The sequence below is a fragment of the Candidatus Kapaibacterium sp. genome, from assembly GCA_023957315.1.
Lineage (GTDB): Bacteria > Bacteroidota > Ignavibacteria > Kapaibacteriales > UBA2268 > PGYU01.
The window spans coordinates 25,113-44,708 of record JAMLHE010000019.1 but is presented as its reverse complement, the minus strand read 5'-3'; the positions used below and the strand labels follow the sequence as shown (position 1 = coordinate 44,708).

The following is a 19,596-nucleotide window of genomic DNA, read 5'->3' as shown; positions in this document are numbered from 1 at the left end:
ATATGAAAGCACTATACGAGACTGATTTGCAGGGATTCGACCTTGTTCGCAAAGGCAAAGTTCGCGACGTTTATGACCTCGGGGAAAATCTGCTGTTTGTAGCAACTGATAGGATTTCGGCTTTTGATGTGATTATGCGGCAAGCGATTCCACAAAAAGGTGCGATATTGAACCGTATTTCAGCCTTTTGGTTTGCTCAAACCGGGCATCTAATCAAGAACCATTTCCTAACTATGGATGTGGCTGATTACCCCGAGAAATTAGCAGTTTATCGGAAAATACTCAAAGACCGCTCGATGGTCGTCACAAAAGCGACTCCATTCGCAATTGAATGTGTTGTACGCGGATACTTAGCAGGTTCGGGATGGAAGGAATACCAATCAAATCATTCTGTCTGCGGGATTGATTTGCCCGAAGGATTAGAGCAATACGGTCAATTGCCCGAACCGATTTTCACGCCTGCCACAAAAGCCGAAACGGGGCACGACGAAAATATATCCTACGAGCAAGCAGCTGAAATTGTAGGTGAAAATGATGCCTCATTTTTAAGAGATATCTCTTTAAAAATATATAAATTTGCTCATGAATTTATGTTACAACGCGGAATAATTCTTGCCGATACAAAATTTGAATTCGGTAAAAACGCCGACGGCGAAATAATTTTGATTGATGAAGTTCTAACTCCCGATTCTTCTCGTTTTTGGTTAAAAGAATATTACACACCCGGAGTTGAACAATACAATTTCGACAAACAAATTTTACGAGATTACTTAGAGACGATAGATTGGAACAAACAAGCCCCTGCACCCGAACTCCCGGATGAAATTTTATATTTCACATTGGAAAAATACAAAAAAGCATTCGAACTCATAACCGGTGATACTTGGATATCGGAATAATTTTATGAAGCAAAAGCCTTTGTTCATAGATGACCCAAAAGTTGTAGCATTTGATTGGGTGCTCTTTATTCCCGTTTTACTTTTAATTGCCTTTGGCTTGATTTCAATTTATAGCTCAACCGCCGATGCCAATGCTTCATCTTATTTTTACAGACAATTATCGGCGGTCGGTTTGGGGCTTGTCGTCATGACTGTGATTGTTTTACTCCCCAAAAATTTTGTAAGAAATGCTGCTCCTTATATTTATGGCATCAGCGTGTTGCTTCTCGTGGTTGTACTATTGTTCGGCACTGTAATTTATGGTACTAAAGGATGGTTGCGTATAGGTAGTTTTTCATTGCAACCGGCAGAATTAGCTAAATTCGGATTGCTTCTTGGTTTGGCAAAATATATTTCCTCTAAGGGAGTAGATGTCCGAAATATCAGAGGTAGCGGTGTTTCAATATTAATAAGCATCATTCCGGCGCTTTTGATTTATCTGCAACCCGACCATGGAACCGTTACTGTAATTATAGCCATGCTCGGCGGCGTATTATATTGGGCAGGGTTTAACCCATTTATCATCTTTTTCATAGTCGTAATACCGGTCTTGATTTTACTCGCACTCAAAGGCTTTGTTTTTTATGTCGTTGGTGCTGTAGTTTTTTCAGGATTAGCATTATTGTTCAAACGAAAAATAGTGCTGACATTGATTGCAATCGGTATATTCGTATCAATTGGCTTCATTGCCCCTTTGGTATATGGTAATTTGCAAGACCACCAAAAATCAAGAATCGAGACATTCCTCAATCCGGGAAATGACCCACGCGGCACCGGTTATAATGTGATTCAATCAAAGATGGCAGTCGGCAGCGGTGGTGTGACAGGCAAGGGGTTTATGCAGGGCACTCAAACTCAGCTTAGATATATCCCAATGCAACGAACGGATTTCATTTATTCCGTGCCGACCGAAGAATTTGGCTTTTTGGGTGGTGCAACTGTATTGGTTCTGTTTAGTATTTTATTAATCAGATTAGTGACGCTTGCTTCGATGTTTGATAAATTTTCGAGCGTGGTTGCCGCAGGAACAGCTATGATGTTCTTGTATCACTGCACGATAAATATTGGGATGGTAATAGGTTTGATACCTGTTATGGGGATTCCATTGCCATTTATGAGCTACGGCGGCAGTTCGATGTTGGTAAATTTAGCTGTTATCGGGATTATACTTAACAGCTACCGAAATCACAAAATCAAGCGAAATGTCTAATATTATTATCATAAATTAATTGATTATACGTGTTATCTCAAAGATTTTAAATTACTCTTATTATAGGAAAATTTATGGGAAAAATTAATGTCGAATTTTTTGATAAATTCGCAATTATAAGTCCAAGTGGTCATTTTACTGGCGGAGAAGAAACTGATGAATTGGTTGAAGTAATTGATAAGAACGGTATAGCCGCTAATTCCAATTTGATAATCAACCTCAAAGATGTCCAATACTTAAGTTCGATTGTGATTGGTATTATTGTCAGAATGCACGTTAAGTTCAGCGAATCTCCTTACAAAATTGTATTCTGCAATCTGAACAAAACCCTAATGGATGTGTTGAACATGACCAAGGTATCTTCTTACTTGATGATTACCGAAGACATCGAAACTGCTAAAAGCAAGTTCAATTAAGCTTTTTCCATTACTAATGAAAAAAAATCAGCAACCGATAAAATAAATTATCGGTTTTTGTATTTATTATTTTAGTATTTGATGTTTTTTTTATAAATTACTTAAAGTAATTGTACATTTCATAAACAGGAGTTTATATGTCAGCATTAGAATTGAATATCCACCGCAAGAACCCTGAAGCAAACAAGATTCTTAAAGTCGTTGATGCACTAAGAGACGGAGCGGTCATACTTTATCCGACTGATACTCAGTTTACTCTCGGATGTGCATTATCCAACAAAGAAGCTATATCAAGGCTTCGGGCTATCCGTAAGCTCCCCGAATCGCAATCTCTAACTTTCTTGTGCGATTCGCTATCGAACGTTTCTGAATTTGCTAAAGTATCTGACGACGCATATAAATTAATCAAAAGACTTGTGCCTGGACCATTTACATTTATTTTGCCGGCGTCTAAATTAGTGCCAAAGTTTGCACAAAATCCCAAAAGATTAACCGCCGGAATTAGAGTGCCGGAAAATGTTCTATCACAAGCATTACTCAAATCACTCGAATCGCCTATCATCTCAATATCTGCTAAATTGCCGGATAAGGGGGCTATGACAGACCCTCACGAAATAATCGAGGCATTTTCAAAACTCGTTGATATTGCCGTTAGTTCGGATGAATACGAATTTGCGGGCGAATCAACAATTGTTGATTTGACCGGAGACACCTACGAAATAATTCGCGAAGGTGCCGGAATGCCGAAACTCAAAGATTTCTTACTGTAATTTATCTATGATGTTGAACAATTTGAGATAAAGTTGAGCAAAGATAAAATTCCTGTCACACCTGCTATCAGGTTATTGAGAAACTTCAATGTTGATTTTGAGCCTTTCGAGTACGAGTACGAAGAAAAAGGCGGCACAAAGCACACAGCCGATGAATTGAATGTAGAAGAACACTCAGTAGTCAAAACTTTGATACTTGACGCTGACGGCGAGATTATCTGCATGTTGATGCATGGCGATAAGGAAGTCTCACTAAAAGAACTGGCAAGGCTAATGGGCGTAAAAAAGGTCGAGCCATGCGACGCCAAAATCGCAATGAATGCTACCGGTTATATGTTCGGAGGAACAAGCCCCTTTGGCACAAAAAAGCATTTACCTGTCTATGCACAAGTAACCATTTTTGATTTGGAACGTATTTATATTAATGGCGGAAAACGGGGCTTAATTTTGCAATTAAGCCCCGATATTATTAAAACTATTCTCAGCCCTGAACTTGTTGATGTTGCAATTTAATTATCGGAAAAATATGAAATACATCTTTTTGTTAGTTATTCTGACTTTTTGTATCTCCCATTCGGCTGAAGCCGAGCAAAGCCCCTTAGCCGCATTTCGTGTAGATAGCTTGTGGTACGTGATTGACCATGATGGTAATCAACTATTTTCGCCTTTGAATGTCAATTATATCAATGACTATTCCGAAGGCTTTTACACAATATTTCTCAGATACGAAGGTAAATCTCGGTGGGCATTTATGACTGACGAAGGAAATATTGCTATGCCGGATTGCAATGTGATTCGGAATTTTTCCGATGGCAGAGCAATGTTGATTCATATACTCGATACTTCAAATCAACTGAGCATGTACGGGTTTATTGATAAAAACGGAAAAGAAGTGGTTCCATCAATTTATCTTGATGCACTGAATTTCAGCGAAGGTAAAGCATGGGTAATGAATCGAAATGTTCGCGGCTTCATTGATACAAGCGGAACATTTCTGATAAAATTCGATGACGAAACTTTCGGGTACTCTTTCAGCGAGGGTTATGCTGCAGTTGTGAACGAAAATTCATTATTTGGGTATATTGATTCGACAGGTAAAGTTGTAATTGATTATCAATATGATGATGCCGCTGAATTCAAGGAAGGCTTAGCTCGGGTCAATGTGCTCGGTTTGTGGGGTTTTGTTGACAAACAGGGTGTAATGCGAATTCCAACTCATTACGATTTTGCACATGATTTCAGCTATGGTCATGCTTTTATAGGTAGAGCCGTTGATAGTTATGAACAAGCTGTTTGGGGTGTAGTCAACGCTTCTAACATTATGACAGTTGACTTTCAATATGAAGATGTTCGCAATTTTTCCGAAGGTATGGGAGCTGTTAGATTAAACGGCAAATGGAGCTTCGTCAATTATATTGGTCAAAAGCTAATCGAACGTGAATTTGACTCAGCCGAAAGATTCAAAAATGGTTTAGCATGGGCAGTTGACAGCGAAACCAATGAACAAGGCTGGATTACTCCAGAAGGGAAATTCCTGATTCATATCCCCGAAGAAGCAGATACCGTGATTGATTTACGATTCAACAAAAAAGTTAAATAGTTATTTGCGTTTCTTTCCGCCTTGAGTGGGGCGCTTTTTCTGATTTACATTTTGGTCGCGGCTTTGTGTTTTGGCTCCGGGCAATGTTCTTCCTTGTGATTCTGCCAATTCTTGTGCTTCACGCATTTTCTTTTGCAACCACGAATCTTTCTTAGGTGCTTTTTTCAGCATTTCAAGAGTTGGGCGATTCTTAGCGAATTTGTTCAGGTAAACTTGTTGAGCAATACTCAATAAATTGAACATGAAATAATACAAGTTCAAACCTGCAGGGAAATACGAGAACATGAAAGTAAACATTATAGGCATAATATAAATAATGCTTTTTTGGCGTGGGTCAGTAATTGTGAGCTTTTGTTGGAAAAACATGGTTATACCCATCAACAAAGCTAATCCCGAAATATGCGATAAACCAAGTATAGGATAGCCCCAATCAATGATTTTGTCATATACCGACAAATCTGTAATCCACAAAGCAAAATGCGCTTGACGCAAATCTAATGAAGCTCGTAATAATTGCCATAATGCAAACAAAATCGGCATCTGGAGCAACATTGGTAAACATCCGCCTACGGGATTCACTCCATATTCGGAGTAAAGCTTCATTATCTCCTGCTGCTGCTTTGTGTTGTCATCCTTGTATTTTTCACGGATTCTTGTCATTTCCGGAGCCAACAATTGCATCTTTTGTGCTGACTTCATTTGCGTAATTGACAATGGATGCAGAAGCAATTTCATTATGAAAGCAAATATTATAATCGCGATACCGTAATTAGGTACAAATCTATGTATGAATTTGAAAATCGGTAACATGAAATACTCGCTTATTTGGCGGATACCATATTTCCAACCCAAATTTACCATAGCTTGGAGATTGTACTCACGTAGCGCATCGTAATCTAATGGTCCAATGAAATATTTGAAGCTTGTGCTTGAATTTTTACCATCGAAAGGTACTCTGAGCGAGACTGTATAACGCTCAACTACACCTTCGTCTTTAATTCTGTTCATCCTACCGCTCAAATCCGCAGTACCATCAAAACTTTGCCAAGGTTCGGGAACAATTGCGATTCCAAAATATTTAGTCTTCAATCCAATAAAATCAACTATTCCGGTTTCTTTTGATTCTGCCACTTCATTTTCAGTATCTGCATTGACTTCGGCAACATCTCCATTCATTTGAGCAAAAGCATATGCTTCAGTTGACTCATCAACCGAGTTATACTCTTGATATCTGATGCCGTCTTCCCATACGAGGTTGTAACCTCTGTTGGGTGGAATTATATCGTCCATACCGAGCATTTCAATGTCTTGCTCGATTATATATTTATCACCATAAAATTTATATGTTCTGATAATTTTTTTTGTGCTCGAAATAGCCAATTCGAAGCTAAATTCAACAGAATCGCTACCTGTTACCTTCAGATTGTGGTTTCCGGCATTATTAGCGGTAAAATACAAATCTCGGGAGTCAATTCTAATCCCTTCGAAAGTCACGAATGTCATAAACAGTTCGCCGCGTTCATTCCAAATTAGTTGAGTTGGTACGCCGTCCCATTTTTTGAAATCTTTCAACTTCCAATTTCTGATAGCGCCACCCTTGCTTGATATTTGAGCAACCAACAAATCATTTTCGATAGTTATAAACTGCTCTGTACCTTCGGAAAATGATGCAAAAGCATTGCCGTATTTCTTAACGGATGCAAGTGAATCATCAAGAGGGATTTGTTCAAGAGTATCGAGCTTTGCGATTGGAGGTAGAGCGTCATCTACAATATTTTGCTCAACATGAGTGGTATCAGCTTTGGGTTTTTTGGGGACTTCTTCATAATTTGCTTGTTGCCATAATGTCCATCCAACAACAACAATAAACATCATTACAAAGCCTAATATCGTATTCCTATCCATGATTTCTTTGATTTGAATTTACAACAGAATGATTATGATTACATCTTTCGGGTACAGGGTCAAAACCACCCCGATGCAATGGGTGGCATTTAGAAATGCGTTTGATTGATAGCCAGCTACCGCGTAGTATGCCCCAAGTTTCGACCGATTCAATGGTGTATTGTGAGCAAGTTGGGTAGAATCTGCACGAAGGGGGCAACATTGGCGATATAAATTTTTTGTAAAATTTTATCGGCAATATGATGATATATTTTAAATACTCGCCCAATTAAGTTCCCTTCGGTACATTTTGTATAATTTTATTCAGTAGTTGATGAACTCTTGGTTCAAGGTCTTTAAGTCTAATCATCGAACTCGAATCAGCTTTTTGTCGCCAACTAATCGTCAAATATTTCAGTCCTGTGTGACTATGATTCGAGAAAAAGCTTCTGACACTGACTCGTAATAGTCTTTTGACTCTATTTCGCACCACAGCCTTCTTGCAGATTTTTTTTGAGACGCTCACCCCAACATAACAGTATTCGTTGCTGTCGTCCTCGCGAATTTTGAAATCTTCAAACTTAGATAGACTGTAGATTACAACTGCCATTATATCACGTTCAACAAACTTTTTGCCCTTGCCGAAAACTCTATTAAAGGCATTGAAGCCTTTGAGTGGCTTAATTTTGTAGTCGGACATTTTGGCAAACCGAAATTGTAATCAAAAAATAAGGCTCTACTCAAAATCGCAGCCATTAAGCTACAGCTTTAAGAAAAGCCCACTAAAGTCTGTCGGCTTAATGCTATTCATCGCTGACGGTAAGTCTCAAACGTCCTTTTGCACGACGGCGAGCCAATACCTTTCTGCCATTCTTAGTTGCCATACGCGCTCTGAAGCCGTGCTTATTGGCACGTTTACGTCTGCTCGGTTGATAAGTTCTTTTCATCTTAATACCTGGATAAAATAAAAAATTTTTTCGTTTACAAATTTAGAACTACAAAGATAACAAATATTTCAGAAACCAACACTAAGAATTTGAAATGTTTAGAAAATTCATCGTTTTATGACGATTATCTTTGATTATTACAGTATTTTTTTATATTTTGGAAGTCTGAATTAATAACATCTTTTTCATTTTGTGGGAGATTTAGCATGAAAAAAGTAATTTGCACTTTGACTCTATTGGTAGTTATGACTTCTTTTTCGATGGCTCAACGTTACGGTGACGACGGATATAGCTTAATTCGTAATGACCCGATGGGTGCAGGGCTGTATTTGGGGTACAAATTTGGCGTCAACGCTGCCAAAGTACCAAACGGCATAGAAAACGGTATGGGTTTGGCAAAAATGCTGGACATCGGTGCCGAAGCTTATCTTCCCTTCGACCCGACTTCACGGATGGGAATGTTGTTCCAATTAGCTTACGCCAACTACCCCTATGAAACATCTGATGTTGCCGGGGGCGACCCGCGAGAAAACAATTTTACTTATATCGACCTCGGGGCGAATTTTTTTATGAATGGTTTTACCGTTGGATTTATAGCCGGTTTTCCTGCCGGTGGAACACTTGAAGTCGGTGACCAATCTTATGATATTAATACTGATGGTTTGTCAACTATGTTCTCACTTGCGCTTGGCGGACATTTTAACCTTTTAAAAACTGACATGGGACGTATGGTTCTAAAAATTCAGGCTACTTATGCTATTACAGGGCAATTAGCTTCAGGTTATAATGCTGACAACCGAAGTTTCAACTACCATCCTGCATCGTTGATGTTTGGTTTGGGCTGGATATTTGATTTAGAAGGCAAAAGAGGTCCAAGATAAATGAAGAGAGCTTAATTTGGAAAATTTATTCGAAGGTGCACTTAAATTTAGGAGCGAAGACTTTGAATCTCATCGTTCATTGTTCGAGTCCTTAGGGAAACTGCAAAAACCGCACACCTTGTTCATAGGATGTTCGGATTCGCGTTTAGTGCCAAATATGATTACGAAGTCGCAGCCCGGTGAACTCTTCATCGTGCGGAATATTGCCAACATCGTACCGATGTACAGGCAATCTGAAGAGTATTTAGCTACTACATCGGCTATTGAATTTGCTATTCAAGCATTGGAAATCAAAAAAATTGTAGTTTGCGGGCATTCCAATTGTGGTGGGTGCGCTGCACTTTATTATCCTGCCGAAAAATTAGCTAAAACACCGCATACTGCTAAATGGCTCGAACTTGCTCATCCGGTCAAAACCGAGGTCTTGGCTTTGCTGGGAGAAAGCGTTGATGAATCAGCTCGCGAATGGATGACCGAGCAGCTCAATATAGTGCTTCAACTCAAGCACTTAATGACATACCCATTTGTCGAATCGGGTGTCAAATCAGGCGAAATCACAATACACGGATGGCATTATATCATCCAAACAGGCGAGGTTTTTAATTATAACTTCGACCAGAAAGTTTTCGAACTCATTGCTTGAGTAATCTTCTAAGTTTTCACTGCGTATAAATATTACTATGTTTTTGATGTTTTAATATAATTGAGGTGAATAATGGATACTCCGAACTCTATTGCTGAAACTACATTTTTATTCAGACGTGGAATAATCAAGAAGATGAATACCGACATGCGTTTTGTGGGTATGTTTTACATTATTTATGGCGCCATCATGTGTTTAGGCATTATAACTGCTCTAATTGGTGTGCCATATATAATAATGGGAATTAGACTAAGGGAATCTGCTGATAGTTTTGCCCGATACAATGAGTTAGGCGATGACATGGATTTGAATATGGCTTTAGAAAAGCAACAAAGGTTTTATTTCATCAATAAAATAATAATGATTGTTGCCCTTGCTTTCTTTGCGCTGTATATAATATTGATTATCGTTTTTCTCAGCTTTATGGATTTCTCCAGCCTTTTGGCATAAAAAACGAATTTATAAATACGAAAAAGGCTGACTCGATTAATCAAGTCAGCCTTTTGTATGTTTAAGTAAGTATAATTATTTCAAAATCATCAATGGCATACGAGTTACGTTGCCGTTAATTTTTCCAATCACATAATAAACACCTGAAGCAACTTCATCGCCTTCGAATGAAGTATGGAATTCACCTTCATTCACGAAGCCTTGGAATAATTGCTTAACAATCTTACCTTGCGAATCTATCACCATCAAATCAAGCCAACCTGCTTTGCCAACGTTATAAGTCAAGCGAGTGTTTCCTTCTACCGGATTCGGCGATGCTTTGATGGATAGTGCAGAATTGCCCGAAGCGCCCGGCTCGACTGATGATGCATCAAATCCTACGCCCCTAAATGGGATGGTTGCTACACCGTCAACAGGGTCGTTAGATACTATTTTCAAACTCACGCTATAGCTCTTTTCGCTTTTAGGTGAAAATCGGATTTTCATTTCATGTACATTGCCCGGTTCCAATGTAGGAACCTTTTCTGTACCATCAACAAATTTGAATTGAGCTAAGTTTTCGGGGTCACCTTCCCATTTAGTCTGGAAAATATTCAAATTGTTATGACCTGAATTTGTGATGTACAATGATTCATCTGCATCAGAATCTATTGCAACGGGACCGAAATCGAATTCGTTCGTTGAAAATGTAATACCGGAAGTTGCATCTCTTGGGGCGCCCTTTGCTTTGACAATGATAGTTGCCTTTCCTTGGTTATTCAAACCATTTGAAGTGACTTCTATTCTACCTTCGTAAGACCCACCTAACTCTTCTGACGGTGTGAATCTGACCTTTATATAATGAGTAGTGCCGGCTTGCACTGTTATCGGCACTTTTACTGTTTCCGTCCAGGTAAAGTGTCCGTCACCGTCATCCTCTATTTTAAGGGTTTCTATTACCAAAGCGATATTACCGGTATTTGTAATCGCAATATTTCTCGAAAGTGAAGAGCCGAATGGAATTGTGCCATAGTCAACGGGTAAGTCGGAAACTTGAATTTTCGGACCATGAAAGACTTGGTCGCCACCTTCGCCGTATAGGTCTATAGTAATATTGCCATTGATAGCGTTAGAAAATATATCAAGACTTTCACTATAGGCGCGTGGTTCAGTTGGCGAGAACTTTAAATTAATATAGTGCACATCAAAAGGTTCTAATACAACTTGCCCGGCACCTTCTGTTATAAAAAATGCATCAGGGTCAACAAAATTCGCTATTTCAGATTTGGTAATTGTTAGGTTTTTGCGTCCGTAATTCTGGACTGCCGCTGCCAAAAAACCATGTTGATTTGGTTCGATTTTGCCGAAATCATAGGTTGCGTTTTCTGCCACAATTTTTTGCTCAGGATGTGGTTGGTCTTTTACGCACCAATAGATTGCGTTTATCAAGGCAACGTTGAAGTGCCATGTGTGCCATGTATTGGCAATATCAAAGTTGACCGACCAAAGGGCACAACGTGCTTTTCCATTTTCTACTCTTACACCTGTGAACACGGAGTCAGTTACTTCATTGCCCGCTGCTTCGACGACTCTGTCAAATTGTATCGCCTTTGAACCTTCTTTAATATTAAAAACGTCAACACTTGGGTACAATCTCATTGGTTCTTTGAAACCACCATTGTTATGATTATAGCTCATATTACAAACTTTATCATATCCTGCTGACACCGGGTCGCCTTCGTAGCCATTAATTTTAAATCCATAATACGTGCCGCCTTGAAGTAATTGTAGTCTTCCGAGCCAGTCAATCCCCATATAATCTTCTAAGAATTTGCGTGATTGAATATCACCACCGGATTTGAATGCTTCATAAAGCACAGCATTACCGATGATGAGAACACCCTTCTCAGCGTCGAGCATTTGTTTGATTTTGGTCAATACCTTGATTCCGTCAACCGATGCATCAAGCCCTTTATGTACTCCCATCGGGAAAACTGCAACATCGTATTCTGTGATGTCTTTCTCTGCAAAAGTCGATGCACCGAAGGGACGCTTAATAATATACTTACGCAACCCGACATCTTCGGTCAACTTATCCCAATAGCAAAGGTCAAATAGATTTGTAATCTCAACATCTCCTGCCATTTGGTCTTCGAAATTGGTGAAAACAATGTAGTACTTTTCGTCAGCTGATTGTGAATAGCCGACAGAGACAGAAAAAATCAGCGACAAAAAAACGAAAATTCTAAAAAAACGTGTCATTTTAGATAACTCCTTAAATTAGTTATAGTAAATTTCATATTTATAAAACAGCCGAAAGTTCAACACTTCCGGCTGTAAAAATAAGCAAAAAAGAACAAATATTACTTAACTACAACAACGGGCATTTGTGTTGTAACGCCGTTGATTTCAGCCATAATATAATATGTTCCGGAAGTTAAGTTACCTGCATTAATCTCAGCATTGAAAGTGCCGGGTGCGAGGCTTTCTTTTACTATTTGTTGGATTGTTCTGCCGCTTGCATCAATCATTTTGACATTGATGAATTGAGCTGCAGTACCGTTGATTGTATAGTTAAATGTTGAAATTGTATTTACTGGATTTGGTCCTACACTCATCGAGAAAAGCCCGTCAACTGACACGACTTCGTCAACCGAAGCAGGGTCAACACCAATACCTTCCATAGTAATTGTTGCATTTGGATTATTCGGGTCATTTGATTGAATTACCAAATTCGCTGAGTAATTTGTAGTAGTCTCAACATTGTCGGGAGAAAATTTAACTTCGATTGTGCGTGTTCCGCCTTCACCTAAAGATGCTAAACTGCCACCTTCGGTAATAGTGAAAGTTCCTTCCGCGTTGTCTTGCAATTCAATTTTTGTGAAGGTCAATGGTGCATTACCAACATTTCTTAGTATAAATGATTGCACTTCGTATTCACCTTTGTGTACAGTACCAAAATCAAGCTCTTGTGTACTCAAAGTCATAGCAGGAGCAGTAGTTTGTGGTTCTGCAAATAACCAATCCATGATTTCGCTTGCAAGTTTGGATTTAACTTGGTCATCTGCAGCTTCGAAGTTGAAACTGAGATAAACAATACGCGAGTTGCCCACTTGAGACTTAACACCGGCAATTCCGGCAGGAGAGGTGTAATTTAAGAATGCTGTAGCCGCACCGCTTGCTGTTAAATTTTCTGCAAAAAATAATCTTTTATTTGCAGCAGTTCCGGCATTTTTGTTAATCGAGAAAGTCATACCATTGCCGATTGGGTCGCCACTTACACCTTGGATGTCAGCATAGAAATAACCAGTGATTTGACCTTGTTGGTTTGTTTGAACTAATTGTAGAGGACTTGTAGCAGAGCCAATACCAAGTGTATTGCCAAAAAATGCTTTTGCATCTGCAGAACCATCAGTTGTATTAAAAGTAATATGCATATCAAGTTCAGATGAAAGTAAGATTTTCTTCCCTGCATTTACAGCATCTTTCAAATAGTTACGAATCAATGTTGCTTCTGCCCAATTAGTAGAGAAAAGACCACGAGTATTATAAGAAGAAGAAATATAAATAAAATCAAAATTTCCGGCTTGGTATGCATTCAAAGCTGCTTCAACTTTGCTTCTTGGCAATGGCATATAAACCATATTCATTCCATAATCTAAATTCATTGCTAATGCTGATTTGAATAATTCTGCATTTGGATTCAATCCAAACACAAGATGCTTAGTATTATCAGTTAAAACATTGAATTGGGTATTTGTAGAAGCTACTTCTATGTTGTTCTTAGAAACAGGTGTTGCTTTAACAGTAAATGTAGCAAAATTTGGTCTGCCGTCAGGAGCATTAAGATTTAAAATTACCTCAGTTTCTCCCTTTGCCGGAAGAATAACCTTTGTCTTGCTTAAAGTTGGAGCCCAATTGCTTGGGTAATTTGATTCAGCTGCATCTATAGAAAGGTCAACTTCAAGTTCAAAATCTTGTGGATTGCTTACAACAATATTGTGTGAAAAATCCTGACCTAAAGTCATCATTGTGTATTCAAGATCTGTTTCAAGTTTTGCAAAAGCAGGCATTTTTTTACCGACTTCGATTGCATTTACGATTGAACCGTCAGTCAAAGATTGACCACTTACAACAAACGCTTGAACTAAACCAACAACATATAAATCTTGTGGTTTCCAATCAGCAGCTTTTTTCATAGAGAAAGTTTGAGTGTATTCTTCCCCCGCTTTGACACCTTTTTGAAATTTTTGTGTGTCACCATAAGCACCGCCAAAAGCATTACGAACGACAGACATGTGTTCGTAGCCAACTATAACGGAAGGTTGTTTGTAGTATGGATTGTCTTCAAATCCCGGACGGTTAGATAAATAATTTTGTTGATTCCACTGATTGTTGTTAGGACCGGAGACCTTATCTTCCATTACATATACATTGAAAGCAAATTGACGTGGGTCATTAGTTAAAACTTCAGCTCTAATAGTTGCCGTAATCATTTCTGTAGTTGCATTGTAAGAGTAATCTAATTCTAACTTGAATATTGGAGGAGCGTTAAGTCTTGCTATTGCAGCGCCTCTCCAATCACCACGATTTAAAGCCATTCCGCCGTTATAAACTGTACGGTCAACGATACCTTGCGGGTAACCGGTGATTCCGAAAGATTGAGCTATTGTCTGTTGTTCAGGTATTTGCATTGCATCACCATTGTGCCATTTAACACCGATGACTTGGTCAGGGAATTCTTTCAAAACTTCGGAAACTCTGTATGAACCATCCGGACACCAACCGCACCAAGCGCCTGTATGTTGTTCGATTAGGACTCTTTTTTGTGCCTCGAGAGGTGACGTAGCCGCAAACAATACGACAAAACTGAGAATTGTTAGCATTCTCAATACTTTTGTAAAACTTGTACTCATAATATCTCCTATAAATTTATTTTAATATAACACTTTATTGTGTACTTTTTGTATTCACCATTACTATAACAATTTCAAATAATAAAAAGTTACAAAAACCTTGAAGAAAATCTTAAATAATTAACAATTCTTTAAAACTTCCATTCCTAATTTATAAAATTAAAAAAAAAATCATTATCAACAAAACAAATTCCCAAAAAAACATCAACTATTTTGAAATATTTCTTATATAGACTTCTCCTACTTATAAAACTAACACTTAAGTTCGGAAAAAGTTTCAATTAGTTACTCATTTTTTCTCTCAAATTATTTATCTTGCAAGTTAGAAAAAATTTGCGTATTTTTGTAATTCTATGGCGGCTGTAGCTCAGCAGGTAGAGTGCCAGATTGTGGCTCTGGTTGTCGCGGGTTCGAGCCCCGTCAGTCGCCCTTCACACTGCTTTATGTATTCCTATGTCGGATGCCACTGTAGGTATATTACATAGCGAATCCCTATTTCAAACCCCCAACAGCTTAAATCTTCTCGTTTGAATATACTAAAATATCGAATATACTGAAACGACTTTTGATAAGTTAATTTTCAATTATTGATAATTTTATTCTTATCGGGCAATATGGTAAACTTATGAGACAAAGGATATTCAATGTTTTGGGCTTTTTGGGAATTATAATCATAGCATTTATTGCGTTCAAAGCCATGACCACGAAAAAGCCTAAGACACCTGATGTCAAAGCTTTTTCGACCACAAAATACGCCACAGCTATCAAAGCCGAATACGCTGACCACACACCGGTACTCGAAGCATACGGCAGACTTCGCTCGATGAATTCGATTGAAGTTTTCTCGGAAGTTGGCGGCAAAATGACACTCGCATCTTCAAGATTCAAAGTGGGCAACTCATTTCCGAAGGGAACTGTTATGCTCGAAATCGAATCTGACGAAGCCGAAATAAATCTTCTTTCGTTGCGTAGCGAATTCCTGAATTTGCTTGCCGGCATTATGGCGGATATCAAATCAGATTACCCGAACGAGTACGGCAAATGGTCAGGATATCTCGAGCGATACGACCTGAAAAAAAACATCGAGGAACTGCCGCAATACTCAAGCTCCAAAGAAAAATATTTCTTGGCTTCGCGAAAAGTTTTCCAATCATTTTATAATGTCAAAAATGCTGAATTGCGTATGGAAAAGCATATCTTGCGCGCTCCATTTGATGGCATCGTAACCGAAAGCATGGTAGAAGCCGGTTCATTGGTAAGAATCGGGCAAAAACTCGGCAAATTATCCGGCACAGGGCAATTTGAACTTGAACTTACATTTACGTCGGATAATGCAAAATTGCTAATTGATGGTTCTATCGTCGAAATCAGTTCCCCTGATAATGATATGAAGTGGCAGGGCAAAATTGCCCGAATAGCCCGAAACATTGACCCGGGAACTCAATCGGTAAAGGTATTTGTTTATCTTTCGGGACAGGGTTTGAAAGAGGGAATGTATCTGAAAGCCAATACACAAGGCATAAAAATTGCCGAAAGCATCGAAATCCCTCGTGCCGCTCTGATAAACAACCGCTTTGTTTATGTAGCTGATGAGGGCAAATTAGCAAAAATTGAAGTTGAGGTAATCCAAATTGGTGACGATATAGTTTATATCAAAGGTGTCAATCCCGATACTATCATCATAACCGAACCGCTTGCAAATGCTGAAATTGGGATGAGCATCGAACCATTATTCAACAATGGCACAAAAGGTGACCAATGAGAGGGTTGCTAACGTGGTTTATTAAATATCCGGCTTGGGCAAATGTAATCAAAATTCTGATTATGATTTTTGGGCTTTTGGCTTTGCTCAATATGAAAACATCCTTCTTTACCGAACTCGATTCGAACATGATTTCGATTACGGTTGTCTATCCGGGTGCCTCTCCGGAGGAAATCGAGCAAGGCGTTGTCCAGAAAATCGAAGACAATCTGAAGGGGATTCAAGGAATTGACAGATACACATCTACTTCACAGGAAAATTTCGCAAGCATAATGGTCGAAGTATTTCGCAGTTATGACATGGGCGAAGTGCTGATGGATGTCAAAAATGCAGTTGAGCGAATAAATTCATTTCCGCAAGGAATCGAACCGCCCGTAGTTGCCAAAACTCCGGCTTCGGAATTTGCTATAAGTTTCGGTATTACCGGACCCGATGATTTGAACTCACTCAAAGCTACTGCGAAAATGATTGAATACGATTTGAGGTCAATCTCGGGAATTTCGCAAATTGCAATTAGCGGCTACCCTGAAGAGGAAATTGTAGCATATGTCCGAGATAATGATTTGCGAGCATTCGGCATCACAATTGACGATGTGACGCGAGCTTTGAGAATGTCCAATGTAGAACTCACTGCCGGTACAATCAAAACAGAAAACGAAGAAATCATCATCAGGCTCAACCAAAAGCATTATTTTGCAGTAAGTTTGACCGATATTCCTGTGCTTGCAATGCCTGACGGCAGAGTGGTGAGGCTTCGTGATATAGCCGAAATAAAGAACACTTGGGAAGATAACCCCCAGCGAACATACATTAATGGCAAAAGAGCTGTCGTATTTACAATCAACAAAATTGTTGGCGAAAATATATTAGAAATCACGGAAAATGTCAAGCTCTATGTCGAAGAATTCGATGCTAAAAATCCGAATTTCCAAGCAATGATTTTAAATGATTTCACCGAATCTCTCCGCAAAAGAATTGACACTCTGATGAGAAATGGTACACAAGGTGCCATGTTGGTTTTGCTCGCACTTGCATTATTTTTGAATTTCAGATTAGCATTTTGGGTCTCGCTTGCGATTCCATTGTCATTTTTGGGAATGTTTTTGGTAGGATTTCTATTCGGGATGACAATCAATGCGATATCATTATTTGGTTGCATTGTAGTCGTTGGGATTCTGGTAGATGATGGGATTGTAATTGCCGAGCAGATTTATCAATATTACGAACAAGGCAAAAAGCCCTTTGCGGCTGCTATCGAAGGCACACTCGCAGTATTGCCGTCTATAGTTTTTGCTGTACTAACGACAGTCGTGATGTTCATGCCATTTTTGTTTTTGGATGGTCGTTCGGGTGCAGCAATGCGAGATATGGGATTTGTGGTGATTTTTGCTCTGATATTTTCCCTAATCGAAGCTGCTATTATATTGCCTTCACATTTGGCGCACTCAAAAGCATTGCACAGTGCAAAATCTGCAAATAAAATCAGACTATTCCTTGATAATTTATTGGCATATCCGCGTGATGTTTTTTATCGGAAGTCATTAGATTTTTTTCTCCGTTTCAGACTTATTGCTATCGGAATCCTGATATTAATCACAGTTGTGACTTTCGGCGGCATATCGGGCGGTCATATCAAATTTACCTTCTTTCCATACATTGATACCGACGCTTTCGATATAACTTTGGCACTGCCTTCCGGCACACGAGATAATCTGACAGAAGAGGTCATGAACAGAATAGAAAAAGCCGCTTGGGAGGTTAATGATGAGTTTAAATCCGAACGCGAAGACGGCAAAAATGTCATTAAATATGTAATCAAAAAAGTTGCAGCAGGTGCAAGTTTTTCAGGTGGAATGGGACTTGCTTTTTCTTCAGTAGCCACAGGAAGTGACGGCGTAATCCAGATTGTGCTGATGAATGGCGAAGAACGGAATATCGAAAGTTTCAAAATAGCAAATGCTATCCGCGATAAAGTGGGACCTGTTTACGAGGCTGATAAATTGCTTTTCGCTGGTGGCTCAATATTCGGCAAGCCAATTTCATTTTCGCTCGTTTCACCCAATCTCGAATATATCGAAAAAGCTAAAGAAGAGCTCAAAGCAGCCATGCAAAATATGTCCGAAATTGATGACGTTTCCGATAATGACCCGCAAGGACTTCGTGAGGTAAGAGTAACGCTTAAGGAAAAGGCATTTCTACTTGGCTTGACAAATGCCGACATTGCTCGCAGGATTCGACAAGGCTTTTTTGGCGATGAAGTGCAAAGATTGCAACGTGGCGATGACGAAATCAAAGTCTGGGTGAGGTATTCCGAATCAGACAGGTCGAATCTGGGGAAATTTGAAAATATCAGAATTCGATTACCAAACGGCAACGAATACCCGTTAGGCGAATTGATAGATTATGAGATTGTTCGCGGCAAGACTGTGATTAATCATATTGACGGAAAGCGAGAAGTAACGGTTAGTGCAGATATTGTGGACCAAAATGCTGAAGTTCCGCCAATTTTGGAGCGAATCACAAAAGAAGTCTTAGAGCCAATTTTCGAGAAATATCCCGGCGTCACAACCGTAGAATCCGGGCAGCGCCGCGAAGTACTCAAAATGGCAAACACCGGCAGAACAGGGCTGTCGATAGCATTTGTTATCATGTATTTCCTCGTTGTGCTTAGTTTCCGTTCATTTACTCAAGCCGCTGTAGTTTTTGCATTATTACCCTTTGGTCTTATTGGAGCATTTTGGGGACACTTTGCTCAATCTACTCCTGTGAATATTATGTCTGTATATGGATTGATTGCCTTAGTCGGCATTTTGGTCAATAACTCTATTGTTTACACAAACACTTACAACGGCTTCCTCAAAAACGGAATGAGTGTCCACGATGCACTATTATCTGCCGGAGTCAATAGATTCCGCCCGATTTTACTCACGACAACGACGACTGTTTTGGGCTTATTTCCATTACTCGCAGAACGGAGTTTACAGGCTAAATTTCTCATACCAATGGCTATTTCAGTTGCATACGGCTTACTCGTCGGTTCTGTCTTTGTTTTGATTTATCTGCCTGTGTTCTTGAGCCTCTTGAACGATGCTCGCAGAATAGTCCGCCGAATTGTAACAGGCAATAAAGTTAGCCCCGAAGAAGTCGAACCCTCTATTATCGAGGAAAAGAAAATCAAATTGTACATGAACTAAAGAATA

General features: G+C 39.2%; 17 protein-coding genes and 1 tRNA gene. 12 read left to right on the top strand and 6 right to left on the bottom strand.

Going from position 1 to position 19,596, the window contains the following annotated elements; genetic code table 11:
* Window positions 1–2: 2 nt before the first annotated feature.
* The 6 genes from M9949_14060 (at window position 3) to M9949_14035 (ending at window position 4,934) form a co-directional block, all read left to right on the top strand.
* Window positions 3–899, top strand: a complete 897-nt coding sequence (locus tag M9949_14060; protein MCO5252527.1) for a phosphoribosylaminoimidazolesuccinocarboxamide synthase — start codon at window positions 3–5, stop codon at window positions 897–899.
* A 4-nt stretch (window positions 900–903) separates the two neighbouring features.
* The gene (gene rodA / locus M9949_14055; protein MCO5252526.1) at window positions 904–2,148 is read left to right on the top strand and encodes a rod shape-determining protein RodA; all 1,245 of its coding nucleotides are present in this window, start codon (window positions 904–906) and stop codon (window positions 2,146–2,148) included.
* Window positions 2,149–2,222: 74 nt separating this feature from the next.
* A complete protein-coding gene (locus M9949_14050) occupies window positions 2,223–2,564 on the top strand; it encodes an STAS domain-containing protein (protein ID MCO5252525.1) in 342 nt (113 codons plus the stop codon).
* Window positions 2,565–2,701: 137 nt separating this feature from the next.
* Window positions 2,702–3,334, top strand: coding sequence for an L-threonylcarbamoyladenylate synthase (locus tag M9949_14045; GenBank protein ID MCO5252524.1), 633 nt, complete (start codon window positions 2,702–2,704; stop codon window positions 3,332–3,334).
* A gap of 33 nt (window positions 3,335–3,367) precedes the next feature.
* On the top strand, window positions 3,368–3,847 hold the full coding sequence (locus M9949_14040; GenBank protein MCO5252523.1) for a Cys-tRNA(Pro) deacylase: 480 nt from the start codon (window positions 3,368–3,370) through the stop codon (window positions 3,845–3,847).
* A 13-nt stretch (window positions 3,848–3,860) separates the two neighbouring features.
* Window positions 3,861–4,934, top strand: a complete 1,074-nt coding sequence (locus M9949_14035) for a WG repeat-containing protein (protein MCO5252522.1) — start codon at window positions 3,861–3,863, stop codon at window positions 4,932–4,934.
* Here M9949_14035 and yidC read toward each other — a convergent pair whose 3' ends face one another.
* The 4 genes from yidC to rpmH all read right to left on the bottom strand — a co-directional run bounded on the left by yidC (window position 4,935) and on the right by rpmH (window position 7,765).
* Window positions 4,935–6,839, bottom strand: coding sequence for a membrane protein insertase YidC (gene yidC / locus M9949_14030; GenBank protein MCO5252521.1), 1,905 nt, complete (start codon window positions 6,837–6,839; stop codon window positions 4,935–4,937).
* Window positions 6,832–7,041, bottom strand: coding sequence for a membrane protein insertion efficiency factor YidD (gene yidD / locus M9949_14025; protein MCO5252520.1), 210 nt, complete (start codon window positions 7,039–7,041; stop codon window positions 6,832–6,834). Before yidD ends, yidC begins: the two co-directional genes overlap by 8 nt.
* 66 nt (window positions 7,042–7,107) lie before the next feature.
* Window positions 7,108–7,518: a ribonuclease P protein component gene (gene rnpA, locus M9949_14020; GenBank protein ID MCO5252519.1), complete on the bottom strand. Its 411-nt coding sequence runs from the start codon at window positions 7,516–7,518 to the stop codon at window positions 7,108–7,110.
* Between the two features lie 103 nt (window positions 7,519–7,621).
* A complete protein-coding gene (gene rpmH / locus M9949_14015; protein ID MCO5252518.1) occupies window positions 7,622–7,765 on the bottom strand; it encodes a 50S ribosomal protein L34 in 144 nt (47 codons plus the stop codon).
* A gap of 206 nt (window positions 7,766–7,971) precedes the next feature.
* Between rpmH and M9949_14010 the strand changes: the two genes are divergently transcribed.
* The 3 genes from M9949_14010 to M9949_14000 all read left to right on the top strand — a co-directional run bounded on the left by M9949_14010 (window position 7,972) and on the right by M9949_14000 (window position 9,739).
* The gene (locus M9949_14010) at window positions 7,972–8,646 is read left to right on the top strand and encodes a hypothetical protein (protein MCO5252517.1); all 675 of its coding nucleotides are present in this window, start codon (window positions 7,972–7,974) and stop codon (window positions 8,644–8,646) included.
* Window positions 8,647–8,662: 16 nt separating this feature from the next.
* Window positions 8,663–9,289 (top strand): carbonic anhydrase, encoded by a 627-nt coding sequence (locus M9949_14005; protein MCO5252516.1) that lies wholly within the window; start codon window positions 8,663–8,665, stop codon window positions 9,287–9,289.
* A gap of 72 nt (window positions 9,290–9,361) precedes the next feature.
* A complete protein-coding gene (locus M9949_14000) occupies window positions 9,362–9,739 on the top strand; it encodes a DUF5362 domain-containing protein (protein MCO5252515.1) in 378 nt (125 codons plus the stop codon).
* A gap of 75 nt (window positions 9,740–9,814) precedes the next feature.
* On the opposite strand, the gene M9949_13995 is transcribed toward M9949_14000, so the two are convergent.
* Together M9949_13995 and M9949_13990 are read right to left on the bottom strand one after the other, a co-directional pair.
* On the bottom strand, window positions 9,815–11,980 hold the full coding sequence (locus M9949_13995; GenBank protein ID MCO5252514.1) for a choice-of-anchor D domain-containing protein: 2,166 nt from the start codon (window positions 11,978–11,980) through the stop codon (window positions 9,815–9,817).
* A gap of 101 nt (window positions 11,981–12,081) precedes the next feature.
* A complete protein-coding gene (locus M9949_13990; GenBank protein MCO5252513.1) occupies window positions 12,082–14,634 on the bottom strand; it encodes an Omp28-related outer membrane protein in 2,553 nt (850 codons plus the stop codon).
* Between the two features lie 356 nt (window positions 14,635–14,990).
* Between M9949_13990 and M9949_13985 the strand changes: the two genes are divergently transcribed.
* From M9949_13985 to M9949_13975, 3 genes are all read left to right on the top strand, one after another.
* Window positions 14,991–15,063 (top strand) — tRNA-His (locus tag M9949_13985).
* 196 nt (window positions 15,064–15,259) lie between these two features.
* Window positions 15,260–16,396 (top strand): HlyD family efflux transporter periplasmic adaptor subunit, encoded by a 1,137-nt coding sequence (locus tag M9949_13980; protein ID MCO5252512.1) that lies wholly within the window; start codon window positions 15,260–15,262, stop codon window positions 16,394–16,396.
* Window positions 16,393–19,590, top strand: a complete 3,198-nt coding sequence (locus M9949_13975; GenBank protein MCO5252511.1) for an efflux RND transporter permease subunit — start codon at window positions 16,393–16,395, stop codon at window positions 19,588–19,590. The genes M9949_13980 and M9949_13975 overlap by 4 nt, the downstream gene beginning before the upstream one ends.
* The last annotated feature ends 6 nt before the right edge of the window (window positions 19,591–19,596 follow it).

Excerpts from the sequence above, each read along its gene's own strand:
- M9949_14060 (MCO5252527.1), top strand. The coding sequence starts at position 3 with ATGAAAGCACTATACGAGACTGATTTGCAGGGATTCGACCTTGTTCGC.
- rodA (MCO5252526.1), top strand. The coding sequence starts at position 904 with ATGAAGCAAAAGCCTTTGTTCATAGATGACCCAAAAGTTGTAGCATTT.
- M9949_14050 (MCO5252525.1), top strand. The coding sequence starts at position 2,223 with ATGGGAAAAATTAATGTCGAATTTTTTGATAAATTCGCAATTATAAGT.
- M9949_14045 (MCO5252524.1), top strand. The coding sequence starts at position 2,702 with ATGTCAGCATTAGAATTGAATATCCACCGCAAGAACCCTGAAGCAAAC.
- M9949_14035 (MCO5252522.1), top strand. The coding sequence starts at position 3,861 with ATGAAATACATCTTTTTGTTAGTTATTCTGACTTTTTGTATCTCCCAT.
- yidC (MCO5252521.1), bottom strand. The coding sequence starts at position 6,839 with ATGGATAGGAATACGATATTAGGCTTTGTAATGATGTTTATTGTTGTT.
- yidD (MCO5252520.1), bottom strand. The coding sequence starts at position 7,041 with ATGTTGCCCCCTTCGTGCAGATTCTACCCAACTTGCTCACAATACACC.
- rnpA (MCO5252519.1), bottom strand. The coding sequence starts at position 7,518 with ATGTCCGACTACAAAATTAAGCCACTCAAAGGCTTCAATGCCTTTAAT.
- rpmH (MCO5252518.1), bottom strand. The coding sequence starts at position 7,765 with ATGAAAAGAACTTATCAACCGAGCAGACGTAAACGTGCCAATAAGCAC.
- M9949_14010 (MCO5252517.1), top strand. The coding sequence starts at position 7,972 with ATGAAAAAAGTAATTTGCACTTTGACTCTATTGGTAGTTATGACTTCT.
- M9949_14000 (MCO5252515.1), top strand. The coding sequence starts at position 9,362 with ATGGATACTCCGAACTCTATTGCTGAAACTACATTTTTATTCAGACGT.
- M9949_13995 (MCO5252514.1), bottom strand. The coding sequence starts at position 11,980 with ATGACACGTTTTTTTAGAATTTTCGTTTTTTTGTCGCTGATTTTTTCT.
- M9949_13990 (MCO5252513.1), bottom strand. The coding sequence starts at position 14,634 with ATGAGTACAAGTTTTACAAAAGTATTGAGAATGCTAACAATTCTCAGT.
- M9949_13980 (MCO5252512.1), top strand. The coding sequence starts at position 15,260 with ATGAGACAAAGGATATTCAATGTTTTGGGCTTTTTGGGAATTATAATC.
- M9949_13975 (MCO5252511.1), top strand. The coding sequence starts at position 16,393 with ATGAGAGGGTTGCTAACGTGGTTTATTAAATATCCGGCTTGGGCAAAT.